This window comes from Thermodesulforhabdus norvegica (genome assembly GCF_900114975.1).
GTDB classification, from domain to species: domain Bacteria; phylum Desulfobacterota; class Syntrophobacteria; order Syntrophobacterales; family Thermodesulforhabdaceae; genus Thermodesulforhabdus; species Thermodesulforhabdus norvegica.
The window spans coordinates 29,858-49,681 of the sequence record NZ_FOUU01000005.1; the positions used below are offsets into that span (position 1 = coordinate 29,858).

Below are 19,824 nucleotides of genomic sequence, written 5' to 3' on the forward strand. Positions count from 1 at the left end.
AATGACGGTAGAAGAACTCTATTCACGCCTTAAAGCCCTTCAGGAACCGAAAGGGTTCTATTTCAATAAGGACAAAGATATGGTTTTCAGGCTTCTCGAAGCGCTTTTGATCAATAAGGAACGCTATGGATACATGGCCTGTCCCTGTAGGCTTGCTTCGGGAGATAGGGAACGGGATGCAGATATAATATGTCCCTGCGTTTATCGCGAACCCGATGTGAAGGAGTACGGTAGCTGCTACTGCGGATTATATGTATCGAAGGAGTGGAATGAGGGGAAGATCCCCCATGTGTACGTCCCCGAAAGGCGACCTCTTGATAGGCGACTCTCATTGTAAATTGACTTGATACGTTTTGTGGAACTATAATTGTCACAAACTTGATTACCTTTGTTCGTAGTAATGAAGAGGTGGCGCCATGCACATAAATGATGTGAGGAAGATTGCCAAAAGAATGTCTATAAACACCTATCGGATGGGGAAAGTGGAGATAATAAGGGCTATACAGAGAGCCGAAAGGAATCCCGAGTGTTTCGGCACCGATCGGGTTTTTGTGTGCGGTGAAACGGGATGTTTGTGGCGCAGTGATTGTGAAACCCTTGTCAGGAATAGCAGGGTTGCATGAGCCTCGTGTTAGAGATACCCGGCTGGAAGACTCTGAATCTTGAACATCTTGTGCTTGACTACAACGGGACCCTGGCCTTCGGCGGTAGCCTCAAGCCGGAGGTGCCACAGTTGCTTGAGAGGCTTTCAAAAATCATGACGATCCACGTTTTAACGGCCGATACTTTTGGATCTGCCAGAGCTATGCTTGAGGGAATGGGCATCAACTTTTTTATTTTAGCCGGTGCTAACGCATCGAAGCAAAAAGCAGAATACGTTGAAAGTCTCGGTAAAGATCGATGCGTATGTATAGGAAACGGTCGAAACGATCGATTGATGCTTAAATCTGCAGCTCTCGGCATAGCCGTCGTTCAGGAAGAGGGCGCTGCCTTTGAGGCTATTGTATCTGCCGACGTTGTGACATCCAGCATATCGACTGCCCTGGAACTCCTTTTGAATCCTGCAAGGCTTGTTGCAACGCTACGTGACTGATGAGTGTGGCCCGTTCTTGAAGGTGGTTGGCTTACTCACGTTGCCCATTGAATCTATAAGAAAGATGTCAATTCTTTCGAAACCCCGGACATCCGGAGGTAAATTATAGTCACGAGGTATCGGATAACAGCCGATGTATTCCTCTCTGTAAAGGCATCTTATGTAGGTACCGTTTCTTGCGTCTGTAATAAGAATCCGCAAACCATCTTTCTTTTCCTGAAAGCTTACCCGTGGAGCATCGAGAATAGTCTTACTCATTACCTCTGTTACCAGTGATTTGAGTGAGTCCTGTGCCCTTTTTCCTCGAAAGACCTTCACATCCGGACTGTTTTCAGGAGACCAGTCCAGGCCAAGGCTTAGATTTTCGGCAATGACAACTGAGTCGAAGTCCTTCACATCGAGGTATGGCAATGCGAGCTTCGAAGAGGCTGAACGAAGGATTGGCACATCCCTTCCAAGAAGCTCTGTCAGAACATCGTGCAGGGCACTGAAGTAGTAGGCATGAGGAGTCACTATCAGCACCGAACGGTTTCTGTTGTCGACCAGTTCTTGAGATACCTTCCAGTAATATTTAGACAGGGTCAGAACGGTGTCTTGTGCCCGGATTGATGAATGAATTGATCCGGCAAGAAGCAAAGAGAATAGCGAAAGAGAAATAATGTGGGAAAAACGCAATTTTTCCCTTAATCTATCTGTGGCAAACGCAAAGAGGGCGCATACCACGGCCGTCGTTGACAAAAGCTTGTTAGCCGGGGCAAAAGAAACACCGGGATAGAAGACAAACGGAGAAATCGTAATGGCTAAGAGCGTAATAATGACGAAAAATTTTCTGAGATTGGTTATAGCAAGGATAACTAAAAGAGCGATAATGACTGCACCCGCCTTTCCGTAAAGCAATTCTGCGAGCAGAGGCAGGCCACTTCCCAGCCTTATGAGAGAACCAAGCGGATGCGATGTTGATCCCGGATATCCGCCGAGACCGGATATCATATAGTAACGCCAGGCAATGTACAAAGCAAGCATAACAAAATAGGGTGCAGACCTGGCAATTCGATTTTTTACGGAACCTTCCGATATAACAGTTATCGTCACTGGAAGAATTAGATATGCCTCTTTTGATAAAAAAGAAACCATTGCGGTGACCAGGGACATCAGTAGCAAAAAGGAGTGCCTTTTTTGTTCCCAGAGTTTGAAAAGATAGATGCTCGACAGTGATGCGGTAAAGCCCCACAAGTAATGAATCCTAGTGCACCATGCCACGTCAAAAGATGCGGGCATTGAAAAAGCTAAGAGGCAGGTAGCAAGGGCCGAAGCCAGGGCCGAGGCGTACAGTCTGATAAGGCAATAAAACAGAGTGCAACCCAGAGTCAAACTTGCCAGATTATGAATATGATATCCTGCAGGGTTGAGATGAGAGAAGGGCCATACGATCTTAAAGGAGATGGGAAGTACAGGAGTAAAAAACATTCTGTTGAAGTATCTGTAGGTTTCTCTGTCGAAAAGAAGGTCTTTGACTTCAAACCGGGCGCAAGATAGACAGGCAGTATCATCCACGATGAACCATGAATCCAGTACGCGAAGATTAAAGAGAACAAGTCCTGCAAAAAGCAGGCACAGGAAAGCCGGAACGGATTTAGACTTCTTTAGTGTTTGGCCGCTCACGGCTACCTTCCTGATGTTATTTTACTCCCTGACATTATCCTGGTTTCGACCGGCAAAAGACTGTAGACCAGCCCACCAAATGCTCCTGTGGCGAGCATTACAGAATAGGTTAAAATGCCCAGAACGATTGACTCCTCTGCATCTATTCCTGCAAATTCCAGAATGTATAGGAGTGCACCTTCTCTAAGTCCAATTCCGTGAATCGTAACAGGAATTGTACTGATAACGGAGGCAAAGGGCACGGCAACCATTAAATAGGTAAACGGTATATTTAAAGCGGCCGCTCTCGCAAAAATAAAATGAACGCTAATCCACAGGGTATGAAACCCAAGAGAAGCCGTCAGGGCCCGTATGAGGCAGCCAGGCTGCCAGAACTTGATAAAAGAACTGTTTATCCGGCCTGCAACCGGAAAGGCAGTTATCATGTGCCAGATTATTGGAAAAAGCGTGTAAGCTATTAAAAAAAATAGAGAACTTGCCACCAGAATAGCGTCTACAAACGACGGCAGGGCCTGATGGTGTACGGCGACGCCGGATAAGAGAATCAGTCCCATTGCGACTATCCCGAAGAGTCTATCCCAGAGAACCGTGTAAAAGGATTCGGTGAAGTTCTCCGTTATCGTCCCCAGCATAATTGTCTTGACGGTATCGCCGCCGACAGAAGTTGGTAGGAAAAGGTTAAAAAAGCACCCCGTCAGGTAATATTTCCAGAGCGTTCGGAAAGGGATAGAATAATTCAGTGCTTGACAGAGTATCTGCCAGCGCTTGGTGCTGACAGTTTGACCTGTTAGATAGGTGCAGAATGCTAATGCCCAGGGCAAAAAACCTATTTTTTGAACGATTTTCACGAGACGTGAGCCGTCAATTCTCAAGAGCAAAAACGACAGAAACAGGGCGGTAATAAACACCTTGAGTGCAACGGTCAGTTTTTTATTTCTCAAGAGTCTGAACAGGAAGTTAATTGAGGATCTTGCGTATTCGATAGGGTTTTTTATGCTGTGCCTCATAATAGACGCGCATTATCCACTCAGCCAGAAGGCCGGTTGTGAAAAGGTTTATTCCAAAAAGTATTAGCAATACACCGAGCAAGAGCAACGGTCGGTGACCTATATCATATCCCAGGGCAATTTTCTGAAAGGATAGGTAACAGCATATTCCGAATCCCGTCAATATCAATGCCCCACCGATGAGACAGAAAGCGTGAAGCGGCCTTGTCATAAATCTCTGGAAAAAGGCCATAAGTATCAGATCGGCGAATACCCGATAGGCCCTCGAGAGCCCGTATTTACTTTGCCCTTTTTTGCGTGGGTTGTGGTTTACGACGATTTCCGCACTCTTTGCCCCTTCCATACTTAAAAGTACCGGAATAAATCTATGAAGGTCGCCGTACAGGTTTATTTCGTCTATTGCGTTGCGACGATAGGCCCTGAGGGAACATCCGCAATCGTGAACGTTTACTCCTGTAACGGATCTTATGAGAAAATTAGCCACCATAGAGACCAGCCTGCGCGTAATCAGAGGATCTTTTCTGGATTTTCTCCAGCCGTGTACCACGTCAAATCCTTCCTCGAGCTTTGATATAAGCCTGGGGATATCCTGAGGATCATTCTGCAGGTCTCCGTCCATCGTGACGATGATGTTACCCCGAGCGTGGTTGATTCCTGCGGCGAAGGCGGCGCTCTGGCCGTAGTTTCGTCTCAGAACTACAACCCTGACAAAAGGATACCTCTGGGCAATGGTTTCCAGCAGGTCGGTACTTCCGTCATTGCTACCGTCATCTACAAAGACAATCTCGTAGGATTTGTTCAACTGTTTGAGAGTACCGGCAAGGGCTTCGGTAAGCGGGATCAGGTTATCCTTTTCGTTGTATACGGGTATTACGACGGATATATCGATGGATGATTCGGGCATATTCCGCCCTGTAGCTTGTGAATATTTTTCCGTTTATTCTCCGGTCACTTGTGAAGAGCACGCATTGACTAATACCTGCAGGTAGATCCGGTGTCAAGAAGGCGGAAAAACTGTTGAAGGGTTTTGCGGGTGGGTCTCTGGATTGTCTCGTGGAAATTCTCTTATTGATTTTTTCGAGAGTGCAGTTTATTGGCACTTGACAGCAGGAGATTTTTAAGTACTTTGAGAAAAAACGTTATCGGAATATTTGTGCGGGAGGTTTTAAGCTGATGGTGAAAAGTGGGCACTTTTTCTGGTGGCGCTGGTGGTGGAACCCGGGAGGGGTCTCCCACGGGCGTCGTCCGTAATGTGCCCCTGACATAGTCGGAAAAGCCGTGGGAGCCCCTGGTTCCCACGGCTTTTGTTTTTTGCAAAGGCCGTGGGTTTTAACCACGGCCTTTTTTTATAAAGGAGGCAGGAGATGCTCATAGTAATGAGAAAAACGGCAGATTCTGGGGATATAGAACGGGTTATTGAGGTAATCCGGCGGCTGGGCTATCAGGCCCGTCCGATACCCGGGCTTGATAGAACGGCAATAGGAATAGTCGGAAACGATCATGCCATTGACCCGTCGCCTTTTTTATCTCTGCCCGGGGTTAAAGAGGCCATACCCGTTACCAAGCCTTACAAGCTGGTGAGCAAAGAGTTCCATCCACTACCAACAATTGTCAACATTACTTCTTGTGGTCGAACTATCGGTATCGGCAACGGATCGGGACTCGTAGTTATCGGCGGTCCCTGTGCAGTGGAAAGTGAGGGGCAACTTCTGGAAACCGCCCATGCCGTAAAGGAAGCGGGCGGGCATATTCTCAGGGGAGGAGCCTACAAGCCCAGAACATCTCCCTATTCTTTCCAGGGGCTTGGAGAAAAGGGGTTAAAAATTCTGGCCAGGGCCAGAGAAGATACGGGGCTTGCCATTGTTTCCGAGGCCCTGGACCATGTCGTCTACGATCTGGTGGAAGAATACTGCGACATCGTACAGATCGGAGCTCGGAACATGCAAAACTTCTCTCTACTTCGGCGTGCGGGGCGTTCTGACAAGCCCGTTCTGCTGAAAAGAGGTATGAGTGCCACGGTTGAAGAATGGCTTATGGCCGCAGAATACATAGTAAGCGAAGGTAACCCAAGGGTTATATTGTGCGAAAGGGGCATACGGACGTTCTGCAAACACAGCAGAAACACTCTCGATTTATCGGCTGTTTTGTTCCTGCTCAAGGAAACGCATCTTCCCGTCATAGTTGATCCCAGCCATGCCTGTGGTGTCAGAGATCAGGTCATCCCGCTGAGCAAGGCCGCCTGCGTAATCGGAGCTCACGGCATAATGGTGGAAGTTCATCCGGAACCGGAGAAAGCCCTGAGTGATGGTCCCCAGTCCCTGAACCTTCAGGAATTTGCCCTCCTTATGAAAGAACTCGAGAAAGTTCAGGCTCTTTGTGGTGACGAGAGCTCGGTTCCGAGAATCGGGATTTGTGCAGGTTCTGTATGATCAACAGGAAAAGTCGAGAGGTTAATCCATGAGATTAGGAGAATTTCCCGAAAGACGAAAATTCGAGGAGTTGATCAGAAATTATTCGGTTGTCCCATGTTGTCGAACCCTGCTTTTTGATATGGAAACCCCCGTATCTATTCTGGGGAAAATATACAGAAAGGACGGAGCTTTTCTCTTCGAGAGCGTCGAAGGCGGAGAAAGATGGGGGCGGTACAGCTTTCTGGGTGTGACTCCTTATGCGCAGGTGAAGGTCTTTCGCGATCGTGTGGATGTGCTGACTTCCGACGGCCAAATTTCCCGATCTATCGATCATAGAGGGGATCCACTGTCGGTACTGCGCGAGCTTATGTCCCGATTCACGGTGCCGGAGATTTCGGAACTCCCCAGGTTCTGGGGAGGGTTCGTGGGCTATTTCTGTTACGAAATGGTTTCCTTTTTTGAGCCTGTGCCTAACTTTCTTCCCGAAGAGGAACCTCTTGCCCACCTTATAGTTCCCCAGGATTTGGTGATATTCGACCGCAGGAATCATACGGTAACACTGGTCACACTGTTTTACGGACCTTCTTCCCATTTCCCGGTTCTGGACCTGAAAAATCCATATGACTACGCCCTAGAGCGACTGGATTCTCTGGAAGAACTGCTCCACTCTGAAAAACCGCCGACTTCGGTCTCCCGGAGCGTACCGATACGGCTTGAAACCCCGATACCCCCGGAAGAATTCCGCAGTATGGTGCTGAGAGCCAAAGAGTATATAAGAGATGGAGAGGCCATACAGATAGTTCTTTCTCAGCCCTTCGTAAGCCCCACAGCACCGGATCCTTGGCTTCTTTATAGAGTTCAGAGGTTTATTAATCCCTCACCGTATCTTTTTTACTGCAATTTCAATTCCCGCTTTCTGGTCGGTTCGTCGCCGGAGACCATGGTTCGGCTGGAGCACGGTGTGGCATCGGTAAGGCCCATAGCAGGAACGAGACCGAGAGGAAGAAACGAGCAGGAGGACAGGCGCCTGGCCGATGAGCTCATAAGGGATGAGAAAGAAAGGGCGGAACACATAATGCTCGTTGATCTGGGACGCAACGATCTGGGGCGTATTGCCGAGACCGGGTCGGTTCAGGTGACCGAGTATATGACCGTTGAACGATATTCCCATGTGATGCACCTCGTCTCTCACGTTCAGGCTCACCTGAAAAAGGGCCTTGATGCGTGGGATGTTTTCAAGGCCACCTTCCCGGCGGGGACACTCACAGGAGCTCCAAAGGTCCGGGCAATGCAACTTATAGCGGAACTTGAAGGAAGGCCTCGAGGTCCTTACGGAGGGGCGGTAGGATATGTCTCTTTTCAGGGCAATATGGATCTGGCGATTACGATAAGAACGGCGGAGATAGCGAAGGGTGAGATCAAGGTTCAGGCCGGGGCAGGGATCGTTTACGATTCCGACCCGGAAAAAGAACGGCAGGAAACGGTTCATAAAGCAAAAGCCATGGAACGAGCCCTAAGCCTTATATCAAATGGTATGTAGGGGGATCAGGAAATGATAGTTCTCATCGATAATTACGATTCTTTTACCTATAACCTTGCACAGTATCTGGGAGAATTGGGTTGTGAGCTCCGGGTTTTCAGGAATGACGAGGTGACGGTTGATTACATTGCCTCGATCAACCCACGAGCCCTCGTGATTTCTCCGGGCCCGGGAAGACCCGACTCTGCGGGAATCACCCTGGAGGCTATTAGATTTTTTTCGGGAAAGATTCCGATCCTCGGTGTTTGCCTCGGGCACCAGGCTATAGCTCAGGCCTTCGGTGGCCGGATAGTTCACGCCACAAGAATAATGCACGGAAAGACTTCGATGATAAGCACCGATGGGAAAACCATATTCCAGGGGTTTAACAGGCCTTTCCCCGCCATGCGTTACCATTCTCTGGTCGTGGACCGCTCGAACATCCCGGATTGCCTCGAAATTAGTGCAGAAAGCGATGACGGCGAGATAATGGCCATCCGTCACAGAGAGCACCTTACCGAGGGCATTCAGTTTCACCCGGAATCCGTGGGAACTCCCGTGGGGAAACGGATACTGAGAAATTTCTTAACCGTTCACGGCATTAACGAGAAATAAAGAGGAGGTACAGCATGTTGGTTCAGGATGTGCTTCGCCGTGTTATGGCCAAGGAGAATCTGTCGGAAAGTTTAATGGGCGAGGTTATGGAGCTGTTTTTTTCGGGAGGAGCAACGGATGCTCAGATCGGAGCTTTTCTGGGGGCTCTGGCTACGAAAGGAGAAACCTTTGAAGAACTCGCCGGAGCTGCGAGAACCATGAGGCGGAAGGCCCGAAGACTGCAGGTTCTCTCTCCCACCATTGTCGATACCTGTGGAACCGGAGGAGATGGCGCCGAAACCTTCAACATTTCAACAACTTCGGCCTTCGTCGTTGCCGGGTGTGGCATTACAGTAGCAAAACACGGAAACAGGGCCGTATCGAGCAAGTGTGGGAGCGCCGATGTGCTGGAGGCTCTGGGGGTGAACCTCAATGTTGACCCCGAAGTCGTGGAAGAGGCGGTAGCGGAAATAGGAATAGGGTTTCTTTTTGCTCCTCTGTACCATGAAGCCATGAAACATGTGGCCAGGGCAAGAAAAGAACTGGGTGTGAGAACGATTTTCAACATGCTGGGGCCTCTTACCAACCCTGCGGGAGCCAACTGTCAGGTGCTGGGTGTTTACGCTCCGGAGCTTACCGAGATGTTTGCCGAGGCGTTGAAGCTACTGGGTGCCAGGCGGGCTTTCGTGGTTCACGGTTACGATGGCCTGGATGAAATTTCGGTTTGTGCTCCCACCAGGGTAACCGAGTTGAACGACGGCATGGTGCGCACTTACGAGATATATCCGGAACATTACTTCGGTGAACGGGCCGATCCCGAGGAGCTGAAAGGCGGTGATCCCGAATTCAATGCCTCCGTGATGCGCAGGATTCTCGAGGGTAAAGAGCGGGGGCCCAGGAGAAATGTGGTTCTCATAAACAGTGCCGCCGCAATCGTTGCCGCCGGTCTTGCCGGCAATCTGGAAGAGGGTATTAAGCTGGCGGAAGAAAGTATAGACTCCGGTAAGGCTCTGGAAAAACTTGAGCGTCTGGTCGAGTTTACCTCCTCGTTTTAGAAAGGGCATGGTCATGCGAGAAGACATCTTGCGGAAGATAGTGGCCGTAAAGGCGGAGAGATTGCGAGAGGAAAAGTCCAGAATACCGGAAAGGCACTGGAGGGAACTGGCAGAAAAGAAAGCGGGAGGTCGATCGGGAAATTTTTCGGCAGCACTTCGGGCAGATCCGCAGGGCAGTCCCAGAATTATTGCCGAAGTCAAACGGGGATCTCCGTCTAAGGGGTTGATGAGACCGGATCTTGATGTGGTTAAGACCGTTTCGGCCTACGAGGCTGGCGGGGCGGCGGCGTTGTCGGTTTTGACTGAACGGGATTTTTTCCATGCCAGGGACGACGACTTCAGCACCGCCAGAAGCTCGACGGATCTTCCGCTCCTAAGAAAGGATTTCATGTGGGATCCTTACCAGATTTACCAATCTGTCGCCTGGGGAGCCGATGCCGTTCTTTTGATAGTGAGAATTCTTTCGGACGACCAGCTAAAAGACCTGATTGATCTCTGCAGGGAACTGGGTGTCGACGCACTCGTGGAGACGCACGACGAGGAAGAAATCGAGCGCGCCGTAAATTCGGGGGCTTACGTTGTGGGCATAAACAACAGAGACCTCAAGACCTTCGAGGTATCTGTTGAAACGACGGTTAGACTGGCAGGCCTTGTTGATAAAAAGCGACACCTGGTCGTTTGCGAAAGCGGTATAAAATCGCCCGACGACATTCGCAGGGTAAGAGATGCCGGCGTTCACGCTTTCCTCGTGGGAGAATATCTGGTTCGTTCCGGTGATCCTGTCAGTGCTCTAAGGGCTTTATTAGTTTCCTCTTAGACCTTGAGGATGTCCATGAAAAGAGGGCAGGGAATCTTTATAAAAATTTGTGGAATTACTTCCGTAAAAGATGCAAGGGTTTGCGTTGATGCAGGTGTGGATGCGCTGGGGTTTGTTTTTTACCCGCCGAGCCCCAGAGCGGTAACGGCAGAGACCGTAAGGTCGATAATCTCGGATGTCGGCAATGATGTGGTGTTTTTCGGCGTCTTTGTAAAGGAAAGCCCGGAAGAGATTCTAAGAATCCGGGACATTACCGGAATCGAGGTGGCGCAACTTCACGGAGACGAGTCCCGTGAGGTGGTGACCGCTCTCCGAAGAGAAGGCCTAAAGGTCTGCAAGGCTCTCTTCGCAAAACGGAAGCCTTTTTTCTCGGATGTGAATCTTTATTTCTGCGATGCCTTTCTGCTGGAAGCAGGACGGAGTGGTCTTGGAGGCACGGGGGAAGAGTGGGAGTGGAGAGAAGCAAGAGAGACGACCGAGAAAATTATTTCGGCTGGAGGTTTTGCACTTATCGCAGGGGGTATAAATCCCGAAAATGTCGGCCACGTCGTACGCGGCGTTATGCCTTCGGGTATTGATGTCAGTTCCGGAGTTGAACTCAGGCCGGGTGTGAAGGATGAAAGGAAGGTTAGGACTCTCGTTGAAAAGGTGAAAGGAGTTTTTCATGAGACTCGTCAGGGGAGTACCGGATGAACGGGGCCACTTTGGTCCCTATGGAGGCAGGTATGTGGCGGAATCGCTTATGCCTGCTTTGCTTGAGCTGGAAGAGGCCTTTTATGCGGCAAAGGACGACAGAGAGTTTCTTGATGAGTATGTCTATTATCTGACCCATTATGTAGGGCGTCCTACTCCGCTTTACTTTGCGTCCCGCCTTACGGATTACCTTGGTGGAGCCAGAATATTTCTAAAAAGGGAAGATCTTGCTCACACGGGCGCTCATAAAATTAACAACACCATAGGCCAGGCTCTGCTTGCCAGAAAGATGGGGAAAAGCAGGATAATTGCTGAAACGGGAGCAGGTCAGCACGGGGTTGCAACGGCAACGGCAGCAGCGCTCTTCGGTATGGAGTGCAGAATTTTTATGGGCACCGAGGACATAAAAAGGCAGGCTCCGAACGTCAGGAGAATGGAGTTACTGGGAGCAGAGGTTGTGCCCGTGGAATCCGGCACGGGCACCCTTAAGGACGCAATGAATGAAGCGATGCGGTACTGGGTGACGACGGTCCGAAATACCTTCTACGTTATAGGTTCCGTCGCAGGTCCCCATCCCTATCCGGTTATGGTCAGGGAGTTTCAAAAGGTTATAGGTCAAGAGACCAGGTCTCAGATTCTTGAACAGATCGGCAGACTACCCGATATTCTCGTTGCCTGTGTTGGCGGCGGTAGCAACGCGATGGGTTTGTTTTACGAATTTCTGGAAGATCCCGTTGAAATGGTGGGTGTTGAAGCGGCCGGTAAGGGGATTGAAACGGGGGAACATGCGGCAACGTTGAATGCCGGGGAGATCGGCGTGCTTCACGGGTCTAAGTCTTACGTACTTCAGAACGAAGACGGACAGATAAAAGAGGCTCATTCCGTGTCGGCAGGTTTGGATTATCCCGGTGTGGGACCCGAACATGCCTATCTCAAGGAAATCGGGCGCGTAAAGTACACTGCAGTAAGGGACGATGAAGCCCTCGAAGCTTTCCACTTACTGGCACGAACTGAAGGTATCTTACCGGCCCTGGAAAGCTCTCATGCTCTGGCCTACGCAATGCAAATGGCGAAGACGATGGATCCAGAAAAAATTATCGTGGTGAACCTTTCGGGTAGGGGTGATAAGGATCTGGACATTGTACTGTCTGCATCGGGGAGGGCGCATTCATGAGCAGGATTTCGGAGCTTTTTGAAAGGCTAAAAAAACGAAAGGAAAAGGCTCTCGTGGGATTTGTTACCGCAGGCGATCCCGATTTCGACAGATCCCTTGAAATAATTCTTGCCATGTGTCGTTCGGGAGTGGACATTCTTGAACTGGGAGTTCCCTTTTCCGATCCAACGGCCGATGGTCCGGTCATTCAAAGGGCGTCGCAACGGGCGTTGAAAAACGGCATGACGTTAAGGCGTGTTCTGGAGCTTGCCGGTAAGATCCGTGAACAATCTGATGTTCCTCTGGTTCTTTTCAGCTACTATAATCCTTTGTTCAAATACGGTGCAGAAAGAATCTACCGCGCGGCAGTGGAAACCGGAATCGACGGTATGCTTGTGGTTGATCTTCCTCCGGAAGAAGCCCGCGAGTTCCTTGACCAATGGCCGGGTAATGATATCGATTTCATTCGCCTTATTGCCCCCACAACCCCTGCCGCCCGTATAAGCGCAATCGTGAAGGATGCATCGGGGTTTATTTACCTCATTTCGAAAACCGGTGTAACAGGAAGCGAAGGAGTGGATTACGGTGAGGTTTCTCAGATGGTCCAGCAGGTGAAAGAACGCACGGATCTTCCCGTCTGCGTGGGATTTGGTATATCCAGAGCCGATCAGGTGAAGGCTATATCCAGCGTTGCCGACGGGGTGGTTATAGGAAGCGCCTTTGTAAAGACGATTGAAGAGGGACTCGTCTCAGGTGCCGATATACCGTACCTCATTGCGGAGCAAACTCGGAAATACAAAGAAGCACAATGGTCGTCTTGAAAATGGTGACCGGCAGAGTTCTACATCTGCCGGTCTTTGCTGCGTACTTTCATAAGCTATTTTTTCTGCCATTTGCCCGGCTGGCGCTCAATCCACCACCCTGGTCGAGACGTTTTCTGCCACTCCTGGGCGAAAATTTGCCCGATCCGCCCGACCTGCGAAGGATCTATGTTCAGGGCTCTGGCAATCTCATTATAAAGATTCTTTCTGTCGCCGTTTTCCTGCTCCACTAGCCTTTTGAGGGTGGCTTTTTCTTTGAAATCCAGGCCGTCAAGAGACCTGATTTTAACATAACCGTCGTGACCTTCACCTATGGCACCTTTATCGTAAAAAGGAGCCAAAGATGCCGCTCTTCTTTTCATTTTTTCTTTAAGTGTTCTTATGGCGGCATTTGACACCGTCAGTTCCTTCTGGGCAAAACAAACCGAAATCCCCACGTAGATACCCTTTCTGTGTTCAAAAAGCGACTGCGGAGAGGTTTTCGGGTTGGGCTTTTCCTTCTCAGACGGTGCTTCATAAGATCTTACTTCCCCGACGATCTCTTCTGCCGTCTTGCGAACTTCTTCTGCGGGGAAATAGATGTTTATGGTAACACAGGACAAAAGTAGAAAGACCATCACCGGGACGATCAACCTTTTTGCCTTCATCGCTCCTTATCCTCCGTTTTTGCTGATTCTGCCCGTTCAATGCGTTTCAGCCGTCTTATCATTTCGTTCCAGGAAATAACGTTCGGGGATTGCCTGTTAATAACGTTTATCCCCCGAATGCCCCGTTTTCTTATAAGATACTCGGTATCCCCCTCTTTAATCAAACCTCTTACAGAAAATTGATCGTTTTTCAATGTACACCTGATGCCAATACGGTCATAGGGAAATTCTTTGAAAAAGGTCGTCATAACCGCCCCTGTAACACCCTGAAAGGGATTTCCAGAGCTGCCGATCTGAGTTATGTTCCGTACGGCAAGAACGCTTATCGTTTGCTCTTCTGCCGGTTCCGACATAAGCCTGAGGTCAAAGCTTACCGGTAACCCGTAAACAATTCGCAAATCCTTTACTTCGCCGAAAAGCTTGCCTTTGATGATACCGAAAGATACCAGACGGCTCAGCTCTTCGAGATCAATTCCCTTCCAGTGAGCGTCCAGTACCAGAGATCTGGAGGGAGACAGCGGGTCTTCAATTGAGAAGTGGTCAACAGTAAGTTGTCCGGAAAATACCCTCAATTTCACCGCCGGAGATATCTCCAGTTTGTTGTTTTGATAGAGCACATCAATATTCGACGCCCTTTCGATCTCCAATTTAAGCGGGCGTGCGAGATCTTTGTGTGAAAACTCAAACCTTAGCGAATCCGGAATGTCCACCTTGATTAATCCTCGAGGTTTCGGAAATATTTCGAAAATTCCTCTTCTCACGACCACTTTTCCCCAGGATAGATTAAACTCAATAGGATCAACCAGTTTCCAGGTGTTCAAAGACGCTGTGATGGGCACATAGTAGTCGGTAAGGGATAGATCGCCGATGGTGGTTTCCTCGAGCACGATTTTCCCGCTTATAGTCTCGTCTTTGCATGTGGAGCCTTCAGGTAAATTGCTCAAATATACCGGGAGATCCACATCAAAGCGAGATCGTACCTTCTTATAGAGTAAGGAACAATTCAGGCACTGCATCGATCCTTTCAAACAGCCCGACCCGGAGGCATACCTGTATAAACCCTGGGCTTTGAACGATCCCCCGGCTTCCAATTCTCTCAAAGCCGGAATAACGCCCTCGGCGACACTCAAAAGACGCCCCACCAGCACTTCGAGGTCGGGAACGTTTATTTCCCATTGCAGCTCAGAGGTTTTGCTGACCAGACGAACGGAAGCGACATTGTCCAGGAAGATGTCTGCCGTTCCATCCGGAGGAATTTCGCCGTCGTGGAGAAATTCGAAGTTCACGGTCAGAGGTAGAGTTGCAAAATCTATAACGTAACCTTTAGAAAAAAGGTTACCCTTTGAGCATTCCGCCTTTCCTTTAACTCTCCATCCACTGCCGGAAAAACGGGCAGTTGCGGAAAGATCCACTTTCAGGTCTTCTGCCGCATTTTCAAAGTTATGGTCTTCAAAAGACACGTTTCTCAGAATACCCTGAACCGTGGCGACCTCAATTTGCCGCCCAAAAGTAGCACGGATTTCCAGTTCAAAGGGAAAGGAACCCGCGGCCAGACTGTCATTCATCAGGGTATTAACTACCTCAAAAAGATTGCTGTTGTATATCGCCAGATCAACGGTGTTCTTATCCCTTTGATTTTCGTGCTTCTGGATCAGCATTATGGTTCCGCCCAGAGGCTTTCCTAACTTTACCGTTATGTGAGAACTTACGACAATTCCTTTGCGATACGCAATGGTGCCCTCTATTTCGGTATTTTCTATGAGCAAGCCTTTCCCGTTGGGCAGGTAAAGCCTCAGCAATCCCATCCGGCCTTTTTCGATCGTAATTAACCATGTGCAGTTTCGTGACGGTGATACACTTATGCGGGCTTTTACGTGGGCTATACGAACAAAGGGGAAAGAGAGACCCACGTCAGAAATCGTAAAAGCCCGTGTGGGTGGCTCTCCGCAGGTATTGATGGAAAAGTCATCCGCCGCATTTGCAGGCGGATGTAAGGAAAGTAGAATGAGGAAGGAGCTTATACATTTTATGAGGTAAATAACGATTTTTTTGAACATTTTCCGGGGTCACCGGAGGGTGGAGACCAGGGACAACGAAACCATCTCCACCCCGCAGAGGTCAGTTATTTCTTGCGAATTCTCTCATAAATTCAACGAGTTTTTCAACGGCTTCTACAGGTACGGCATTGTAGAGAGATGCTCTGCATCCTCCAACAGAGCGATGTCCCTTCAGGCCGACCAGCCCTCTTTGTGCTGCTTCTTCCACGAATTTCTTTTCCAGCTCCGGGGTGGGTAATCGAAAGGTCACGTTCATCATGGAGCGAGAATCAGGATGGGCGGTACCTCTGTACATTTCTATTTCGTCTATGCAACTGTAAAGCATTTCCGCCTTAGAACGATTGATGGCTTCCATTTTTTCGAGCCCGCCTATTTCTTCTTCCAACCATTCCATTACGAGACCGACAACATAGATGGCAAAGCATGGAGGGGTGTTGTAAAGAGAATTCTTTTCCGCATAGGTGGTATATTTGAGCATGGTAGGAAGTTCGGGTGGAACCCGCTCCAGCATGTCCTTGCGAATTATTACAATTGTCACGCCGGCAGGTCCGGCATTTTTCTGAGCCCCTGCATATATGAGCCCAAAGGGGGATGGGTCAAAAACTCGACTGAATATATCTGAGGACATATCGGCAACAAGGGGAATACCGCCTGTGTTGGGGAAAGACTTCCACTGAGTTCCTCTGATGGTGTTGTTTGACGTTATGTGAAGATACGATGCATCCTCGTCAACCGAGAAATTCCCGGGGATATACGAGTATTCCTTATCTTCAGAAGAGGCAATAACACGCACGTCCTTTCCCAGAATTTTTGCTTCCTGTATGGCCTTACTTGACCAGGTGCCTGTATCTATGTAGTCAATGGGTTTACCCGTAAGGGCCAGATTCATGGGCACCATGCAAAACTGAAGGCTTGCTCCTCCCTGGAGAAAAAGCACCTGGAAGCGATCATCAAGCTTCAGAAGTCTTTTTATTCTCGCTATAGCTTCCTCAAGTATCCGGGAAAACTCCTGAGACCGATGGCTCATCTCCATAACAGACATACCCGTACCTTTGTAATCGAGAAGTTCGTCTCTCACCCGTTCCAGAACCGGAAGAGGCAGAGCTGCGGGTCCCGGATTGAAGTTGTAAACCCTGGTTGTCATCATTCCCTCCTGACTTACCTTTGAACATCCTGATGCCTATCCTTTGACGCCATCACTTTACTGAGAGCCTTGAGCGCATGTCAACGGGCAGTGTTTACAACATTTTACAAATTGTTTCTCCTCTTTCGTTATCTTTCTGATTGCCGAAAGCGCCCTGATAGGTCAATCGGGGGATTTTGAACAGGTCCTGAGAAGTCTTAAAGTCTTCCTACCGGGCAAGCCCATTCACAGTGGCGGCAATATTTGATTATTTTCTCAGAATTTTCAGAGTGTGCCCTTTGTTCGTCCAGATTCATTTGTTCGTAGCAATCCGCCCTGGAGAAATGACCGGTTCTACCCGGTAGTGTTTTCCCGGAGTTGTATTCATCTTCGTAAACTTTCCGTGAAAAAGCCTGCTGCGGACATGCCTTGCGGCACCATTCGGGGCAATCGATACAGGGATCGAAGTCGGACGGTCCCGTTGAACTAAGTTCCACATCCAGCGCAAGGGCACGGAGTCTTACCCTGGGGCCAAAGGCCTGTGTAATAAGCAAATTGTTCTTACCGATGCAACCCAGACCGGCCAGGACTGCGGCATCCTTCAGGTATATGCCGCCTTTTTCCACATGATAGGGAAAGTGAAAGGCCCACAATCCCAATTGAGCCGATGCAAACTCACAAATACCTTCGACGATCCTTGCCAGTACTTTATTACCTGGTGGGTCGATTTTACCGACCCACCAGTCCATTTCCGGTTTGATCCTGGGGTGGTAAAGAGCCACCACCATGACGGTTTTCGCATTTTTCGGCCATACTACGTCGTTTTCGGGAACCGTGATCCCTTGTTTTTTGTCTGTCTGCCGTAGCCTGGAGGCCATGGTAGAGGACGGACATTTTTTTAACTGCTCGACAGACGCAAAACCGGCAAGATCTGCACCAAGTTCCAGAGCATAATCGAGAAGGGCCGTTTTTATCCTGTTTTCCTTCCGTAACACCTGTTTTCCCTTTTTGTTCACATGAGCTTCGTCGTTTAATAAGGGCAGATAAAAGGTTATGTCAACTGTTGTGGCATTTAAGACGATTTTCTCTCAACCACCGGTTCAAGCTGTGCCAGCATTTCGGTGGGCAGATGGCAGTAAATTGTATGGTTTTTTGCCACCTCCTGGGGCTCTGGGGATTTCTCCTCACATATCCTGCCCCCATCGGGCAGCAGGTACCTTCTGTGGCATCGGGTATGAAAACGACAGCCCGGTGGAGGATTGAGTGCACTCGGTACGTTGCCCTCAAGACGAATACGGCGCTGTTTTACTGATGGATCGGGTATGGGAACGGCCGACAATAGCGCCTCTGTATAAGGGTGGTACGGGGGCTGATATATCCGGTCTGTGGGTCCTGTTTCCATTATCTGTCCGAGGTACATTACGGCCACATAATCCGAGATATAGCGAACTACACTCAGGTCGTGAGCTATAAAAATAAGCGTTGTTCTAAATTTGTTTTGAATTTCCATGAGCAAATTGAGCACTGCTGCCTGAACCGAAACATCCAAGGCGGATACGGGTTCATCGCAAAGAATCAGATTGGGACGACTTGCTAGAGCACGGGCAATCCCCACTCTCTGCTTTTCACCCCCGCTGAGCTGCCTCGGATACCTGTGGTAGTAATCGGGCCCAAGTTTTACAGCCCTGAGCAAACGGAATACTTCTTCTCTTACCTTATCCTTTGGAACCGTCTTAAACCTTTTAAGAGGGCGTTCTATCTGTTTCCCCACCGGATATGCAGGGTTGAGAGTGGAGTCGGGGTTCTGAAAGACCATCTGGATTTCTTTTATTATTTCAAGATTTCTTTTAACTACCGGTTCGTTAAGTTCCCTGCCCATGAAAACGATTTTCCCGTCCTTTATTCTTTCCAGACCGATAATGGCCTTGAGCAGCGTTGATTTTCCACATCCCGACTCACCTACAATGCCCAGGGTGCATCCGGAATTCACTGAGGTGGACACGCCGTCAACAGCCCTGATAATGTGCCTGGAGCCTATGCGGACTTTTTGAGTGTAGTAAACTTTCACATCCTTAACATCCAGAAGAGGTGCACTTTTATCAGAGCAGGTTGATACCGGCATTTTCCGGACCCTATCCCCCGATCTATGCCTGCTCAACGGCATAGCTATAAGCCTGTCTTTTTTGAAACACCGCGCCTGGTGATTGGGCTCGACTTCTTCCAGCGCCGGCCTGGCCTCTATACATCGATTCTCACGGTGACCACATCGATCGGCAAAGATACACATTGTTGGGTTTCGCCTGTCGGGCGGTGGAACCCTCCCTCTTATGGGTTTGAGCATACTGGAGCTTTTGGTTACACCGAGGACGGGCACACACCTGAGAAGACCTCTTGTGTAAGGGTGCGATGGACGTTCGAAAATTTGCTCCACTCTGCCACGCTCTACAATCTCTCCCGCATACATTACGCAGATGCTGTCACTAACGCGCGCAACAACCCCGAGATTATGGGTTATGAAAATTATACTGGTCCCGAATTCTTCTTTTAGCTCTTCGACCAGATCCAGGACTGCCGCTTCTACGGTAACATCCAGTGCCGTTGTGGGTTCGTCCATAATAAGCAGGGCCGGATTGTTGAGCATTGCCATTGCGATGACAACTCTTTGTTGCTGGCCTCCCGAAAGCTGATGGGGATATCTGCGCATAACAATTTCAGGATCGGGCATGTGCACCTTTTTCAGCATCTTTACGCACTCTTCTCGAGCTTCCAGCCTGGAAAGCTTCCGGTGATAAATAAGAACTTCCATCAACTGATCGCCAATTCGCAGAGCGGGGTTCAGAGCAGACATGGGATCCTGATAAACCATGGATATGCGGTTTCCTCTCAGCCGGTTCAGCTCTCGCCTGGACAGTCCTACCAGTTCTCTACCCTCAAATTTGATACTTCCTGAGGTTATCCTGCCGTTTGGCCCCAGAAAGTTAACGATCGCGAAGGCTACTGTTGATTTACCACAACCGGATTCACCCACTATCCCAAGAGTTTCTCCGTGTGAAAGATCAAATGACACGTTGCGTACGGCCTGAATCCACCCACTTCTTGTTCTGTAGCTGACGGAGAGATTTTCAACTTCCAGAACTTTGCCGTTCCTATTTGTGAAACTTCCGTTCATCGA

The 19,824-nt window shown here is 49.2% G+C and carries 19 protein-coding genes; 11 read left to right on the forward strand and 8 right to left on the reverse strand.

All coding sequences use genetic code 11. The features are described from left to right. Position 1: 1 nt before the first annotated feature. From BM091_RS08295 to BM091_RS08305, 3 genes are all read left to right on the forward strand, one after another. The gene (locus tag BM091_RS08295; RefSeq protein WP_093394938.1) at positions 2 to 337 is read left to right on the forward strand and encodes a ferredoxin-thioredoxin reductase catalytic domain-containing protein; all 336 of its coding nucleotides are present in this window, start codon (positions 2 to 4) and stop codon (positions 335 to 337) included. A gap of 79 nt (positions 338 to 416) precedes the next feature. Then, on the forward strand, positions 417 to 623 hold the full coding sequence (locus tag BM091_RS08300; RefSeq protein WP_093394939.1) for a hypothetical protein: 207 nt from the start codon (positions 417 to 419) through the stop codon (positions 621 to 623). Further along, a complete protein-coding gene (locus BM091_RS08305; RefSeq protein WP_093394941.1) occupies positions 620 to 1,093 on the forward strand; it encodes an HAD family hydrolase in 474 nt (157 codons plus the stop codon). The genes BM091_RS08300 and BM091_RS08305 overlap by 4 nt, the downstream gene beginning before the upstream one ends. Here the strand turns inward: BM091_RS08305 and BM091_RS08310 are convergent. The 3 genes from BM091_RS08310 to BM091_RS08320 are packed head-to-tail and all read right to left on the reverse strand — an operon-like array spanning position 1,082 to position 4,666. Beyond that, positions 1,082 to 2,755, reverse strand: a complete 1,674-nt coding sequence (locus BM091_RS08310; RefSeq protein ID WP_093394942.1) for a hypothetical protein — start codon at positions 2,753 to 2,755, stop codon at positions 1,082 to 1,084. The genes BM091_RS08305 and BM091_RS08310 overlap by 12 nt on opposite strands. Positions 2,756 to 2,757: 2 nt before the next feature. Then, positions 2,758 to 3,762, reverse strand: a complete 1,005-nt coding sequence (locus BM091_RS08315) for a lysylphosphatidylglycerol synthase transmembrane domain-containing protein (protein ID WP_093394944.1) — start codon at positions 3,760 to 3,762, stop codon at positions 2,758 to 2,760. Then, complete coding sequence (locus BM091_RS08320; protein ID WP_093394945.1) at positions 3,713 to 4,666, reverse strand: glycosyltransferase family 2 protein; 954 nt, start codon at positions 4,664 to 4,666, stop codon at positions 3,713 to 3,715. Before BM091_RS08320 ends, BM091_RS08315 begins: the two co-directional genes overlap by 50 nt. 460 nt (positions 4,667 to 5,126) lie before the next feature. Between BM091_RS08320 and aroF the strand changes: the two genes are divergently transcribed. From aroF to trpA, 8 genes are read left to right on the forward strand one after another with little or no spacing between them, the layout of a single operon-like run. Beyond that, the gene (gene aroF, locus BM091_RS08325) at positions 5,127 to 6,191 is read left to right on the forward strand and encodes a 3-deoxy-7-phosphoheptulonate synthase (RefSeq protein WP_093394947.1); all 1,065 of its coding nucleotides are present in this window, start codon (positions 5,127 to 5,129) and stop codon (positions 6,189 to 6,191) included. Between the two features lie 28 nt (positions 6,192 to 6,219). Next, positions 6,220 to 7,713, forward strand: a complete 1,494-nt coding sequence (locus BM091_RS08330) for an anthranilate synthase component I family protein (protein WP_093394948.1) — start codon at positions 6,220 to 6,222, stop codon at positions 7,711 to 7,713. A 12-nt stretch (positions 7,714 to 7,725) separates the two neighbouring features. After that, a complete protein-coding gene (locus BM091_RS08335) occupies positions 7,726 to 8,307 on the forward strand; it encodes an anthranilate synthase component II (RefSeq protein WP_093394950.1) in 582 nt (193 codons plus the stop codon). 17 nt (positions 8,308 to 8,324) lie between these two features. Further along, a complete protein-coding gene (gene trpD, locus BM091_RS08340; protein ID WP_218148854.1) occupies positions 8,325 to 9,341 on the forward strand; it encodes an anthranilate phosphoribosyltransferase in 1,017 nt (338 codons plus the stop codon). A 13-nt stretch (positions 9,342 to 9,354) separates the two neighbouring features. Continuing rightward, positions 9,355 to 10,158, forward strand: coding sequence for an indole-3-glycerol phosphate synthase TrpC (trpC, locus tag BM091_RS08345; RefSeq protein ID WP_093394953.1), 804 nt, complete (start codon positions 9,355 to 9,357; stop codon positions 10,156 to 10,158). A gap of 15 nt (positions 10,159 to 10,173) precedes the next feature. Beyond that, positions 10,174 to 10,851 carry a phosphoribosylanthranilate isomerase gene (locus tag BM091_RS08350; RefSeq protein WP_177193591.1) on the forward strand — a complete coding sequence of 226 codons (678 nt, stop codon included), beginning with the start codon at positions 10,174 to 10,176 and terminating at the stop codon, positions 10,849 to 10,851. Further along, complete coding sequence (gene trpB / locus BM091_RS08355; RefSeq protein ID WP_093394956.1) at positions 10,823 to 12,025, forward strand: tryptophan synthase subunit beta; 1,203 nt, start codon at positions 10,823 to 10,825, stop codon at positions 12,023 to 12,025. The genes BM091_RS08350 and trpB overlap by 29 nt, the downstream gene beginning before the upstream one ends. Further along, positions 12,022 to 12,825, forward strand: a complete 804-nt coding sequence (gene trpA / locus BM091_RS08360; protein ID WP_093394958.1) for a tryptophan synthase subunit alpha — start codon at positions 12,022 to 12,024, stop codon at positions 12,823 to 12,825. The genes trpB and trpA overlap by 4 nt, the downstream gene beginning before the upstream one ends. Before the next feature lie 56 nt (positions 12,826 to 12,881). Here the strand turns inward: trpA and BM091_RS08365 are convergent, their stop codons facing one another. The 5 genes from BM091_RS08365 to BM091_RS08385 all read right to left on the reverse strand — a co-directional run bounded on the left by BM091_RS08365 (position 12,882) and on the right by BM091_RS08385 (position 19,821). After that, a complete protein-coding gene (locus BM091_RS08365) occupies positions 12,882 to 13,472 on the reverse strand; it encodes a YdbL family probable chaperone protein (protein WP_093394959.1) in 591 nt (196 codons plus the stop codon). Next, positions 13,469 to 15,529, reverse strand: coding sequence for a hypothetical protein (locus BM091_RS08370; RefSeq protein WP_093394961.1), 2,061 nt, complete (start codon positions 15,527 to 15,529; stop codon positions 13,469 to 13,471). Before BM091_RS08370 ends, BM091_RS08365 begins: the two co-directional genes overlap by 4 nt. Before the next feature lie 61 nt (positions 15,530 to 15,590). Further along, positions 15,591 to 16,673, reverse strand: coding sequence for a 3-phosphoserine/phosphohydroxythreonine transaminase (gene serC, locus BM091_RS08375; protein WP_177193592.1), 1,083 nt, complete (start codon positions 16,671 to 16,673; stop codon positions 15,591 to 15,593). A 197-nt stretch (positions 16,674 to 16,870) separates the two neighbouring features. Then, on the reverse strand, positions 16,871 to 17,647 hold the full coding sequence (locus tag BM091_RS08380; protein WP_218148848.1) for a hypothetical protein: 777 nt from the start codon (positions 17,645 to 17,647) through the stop codon (positions 16,871 to 16,873). Positions 17,648 to 17,724: 77 nt separating this feature from the next. Next, positions 17,725 to 19,821 (reverse strand): dipeptide ABC transporter ATP-binding protein, encoded by a 2,097-nt coding sequence (locus BM091_RS08385; protein ID WP_093394964.1) that lies wholly within the window; start codon positions 19,819 to 19,821, stop codon positions 17,725 to 17,727. Positions 19,822 to 19,824 lie beyond the last annotated feature (3 nt).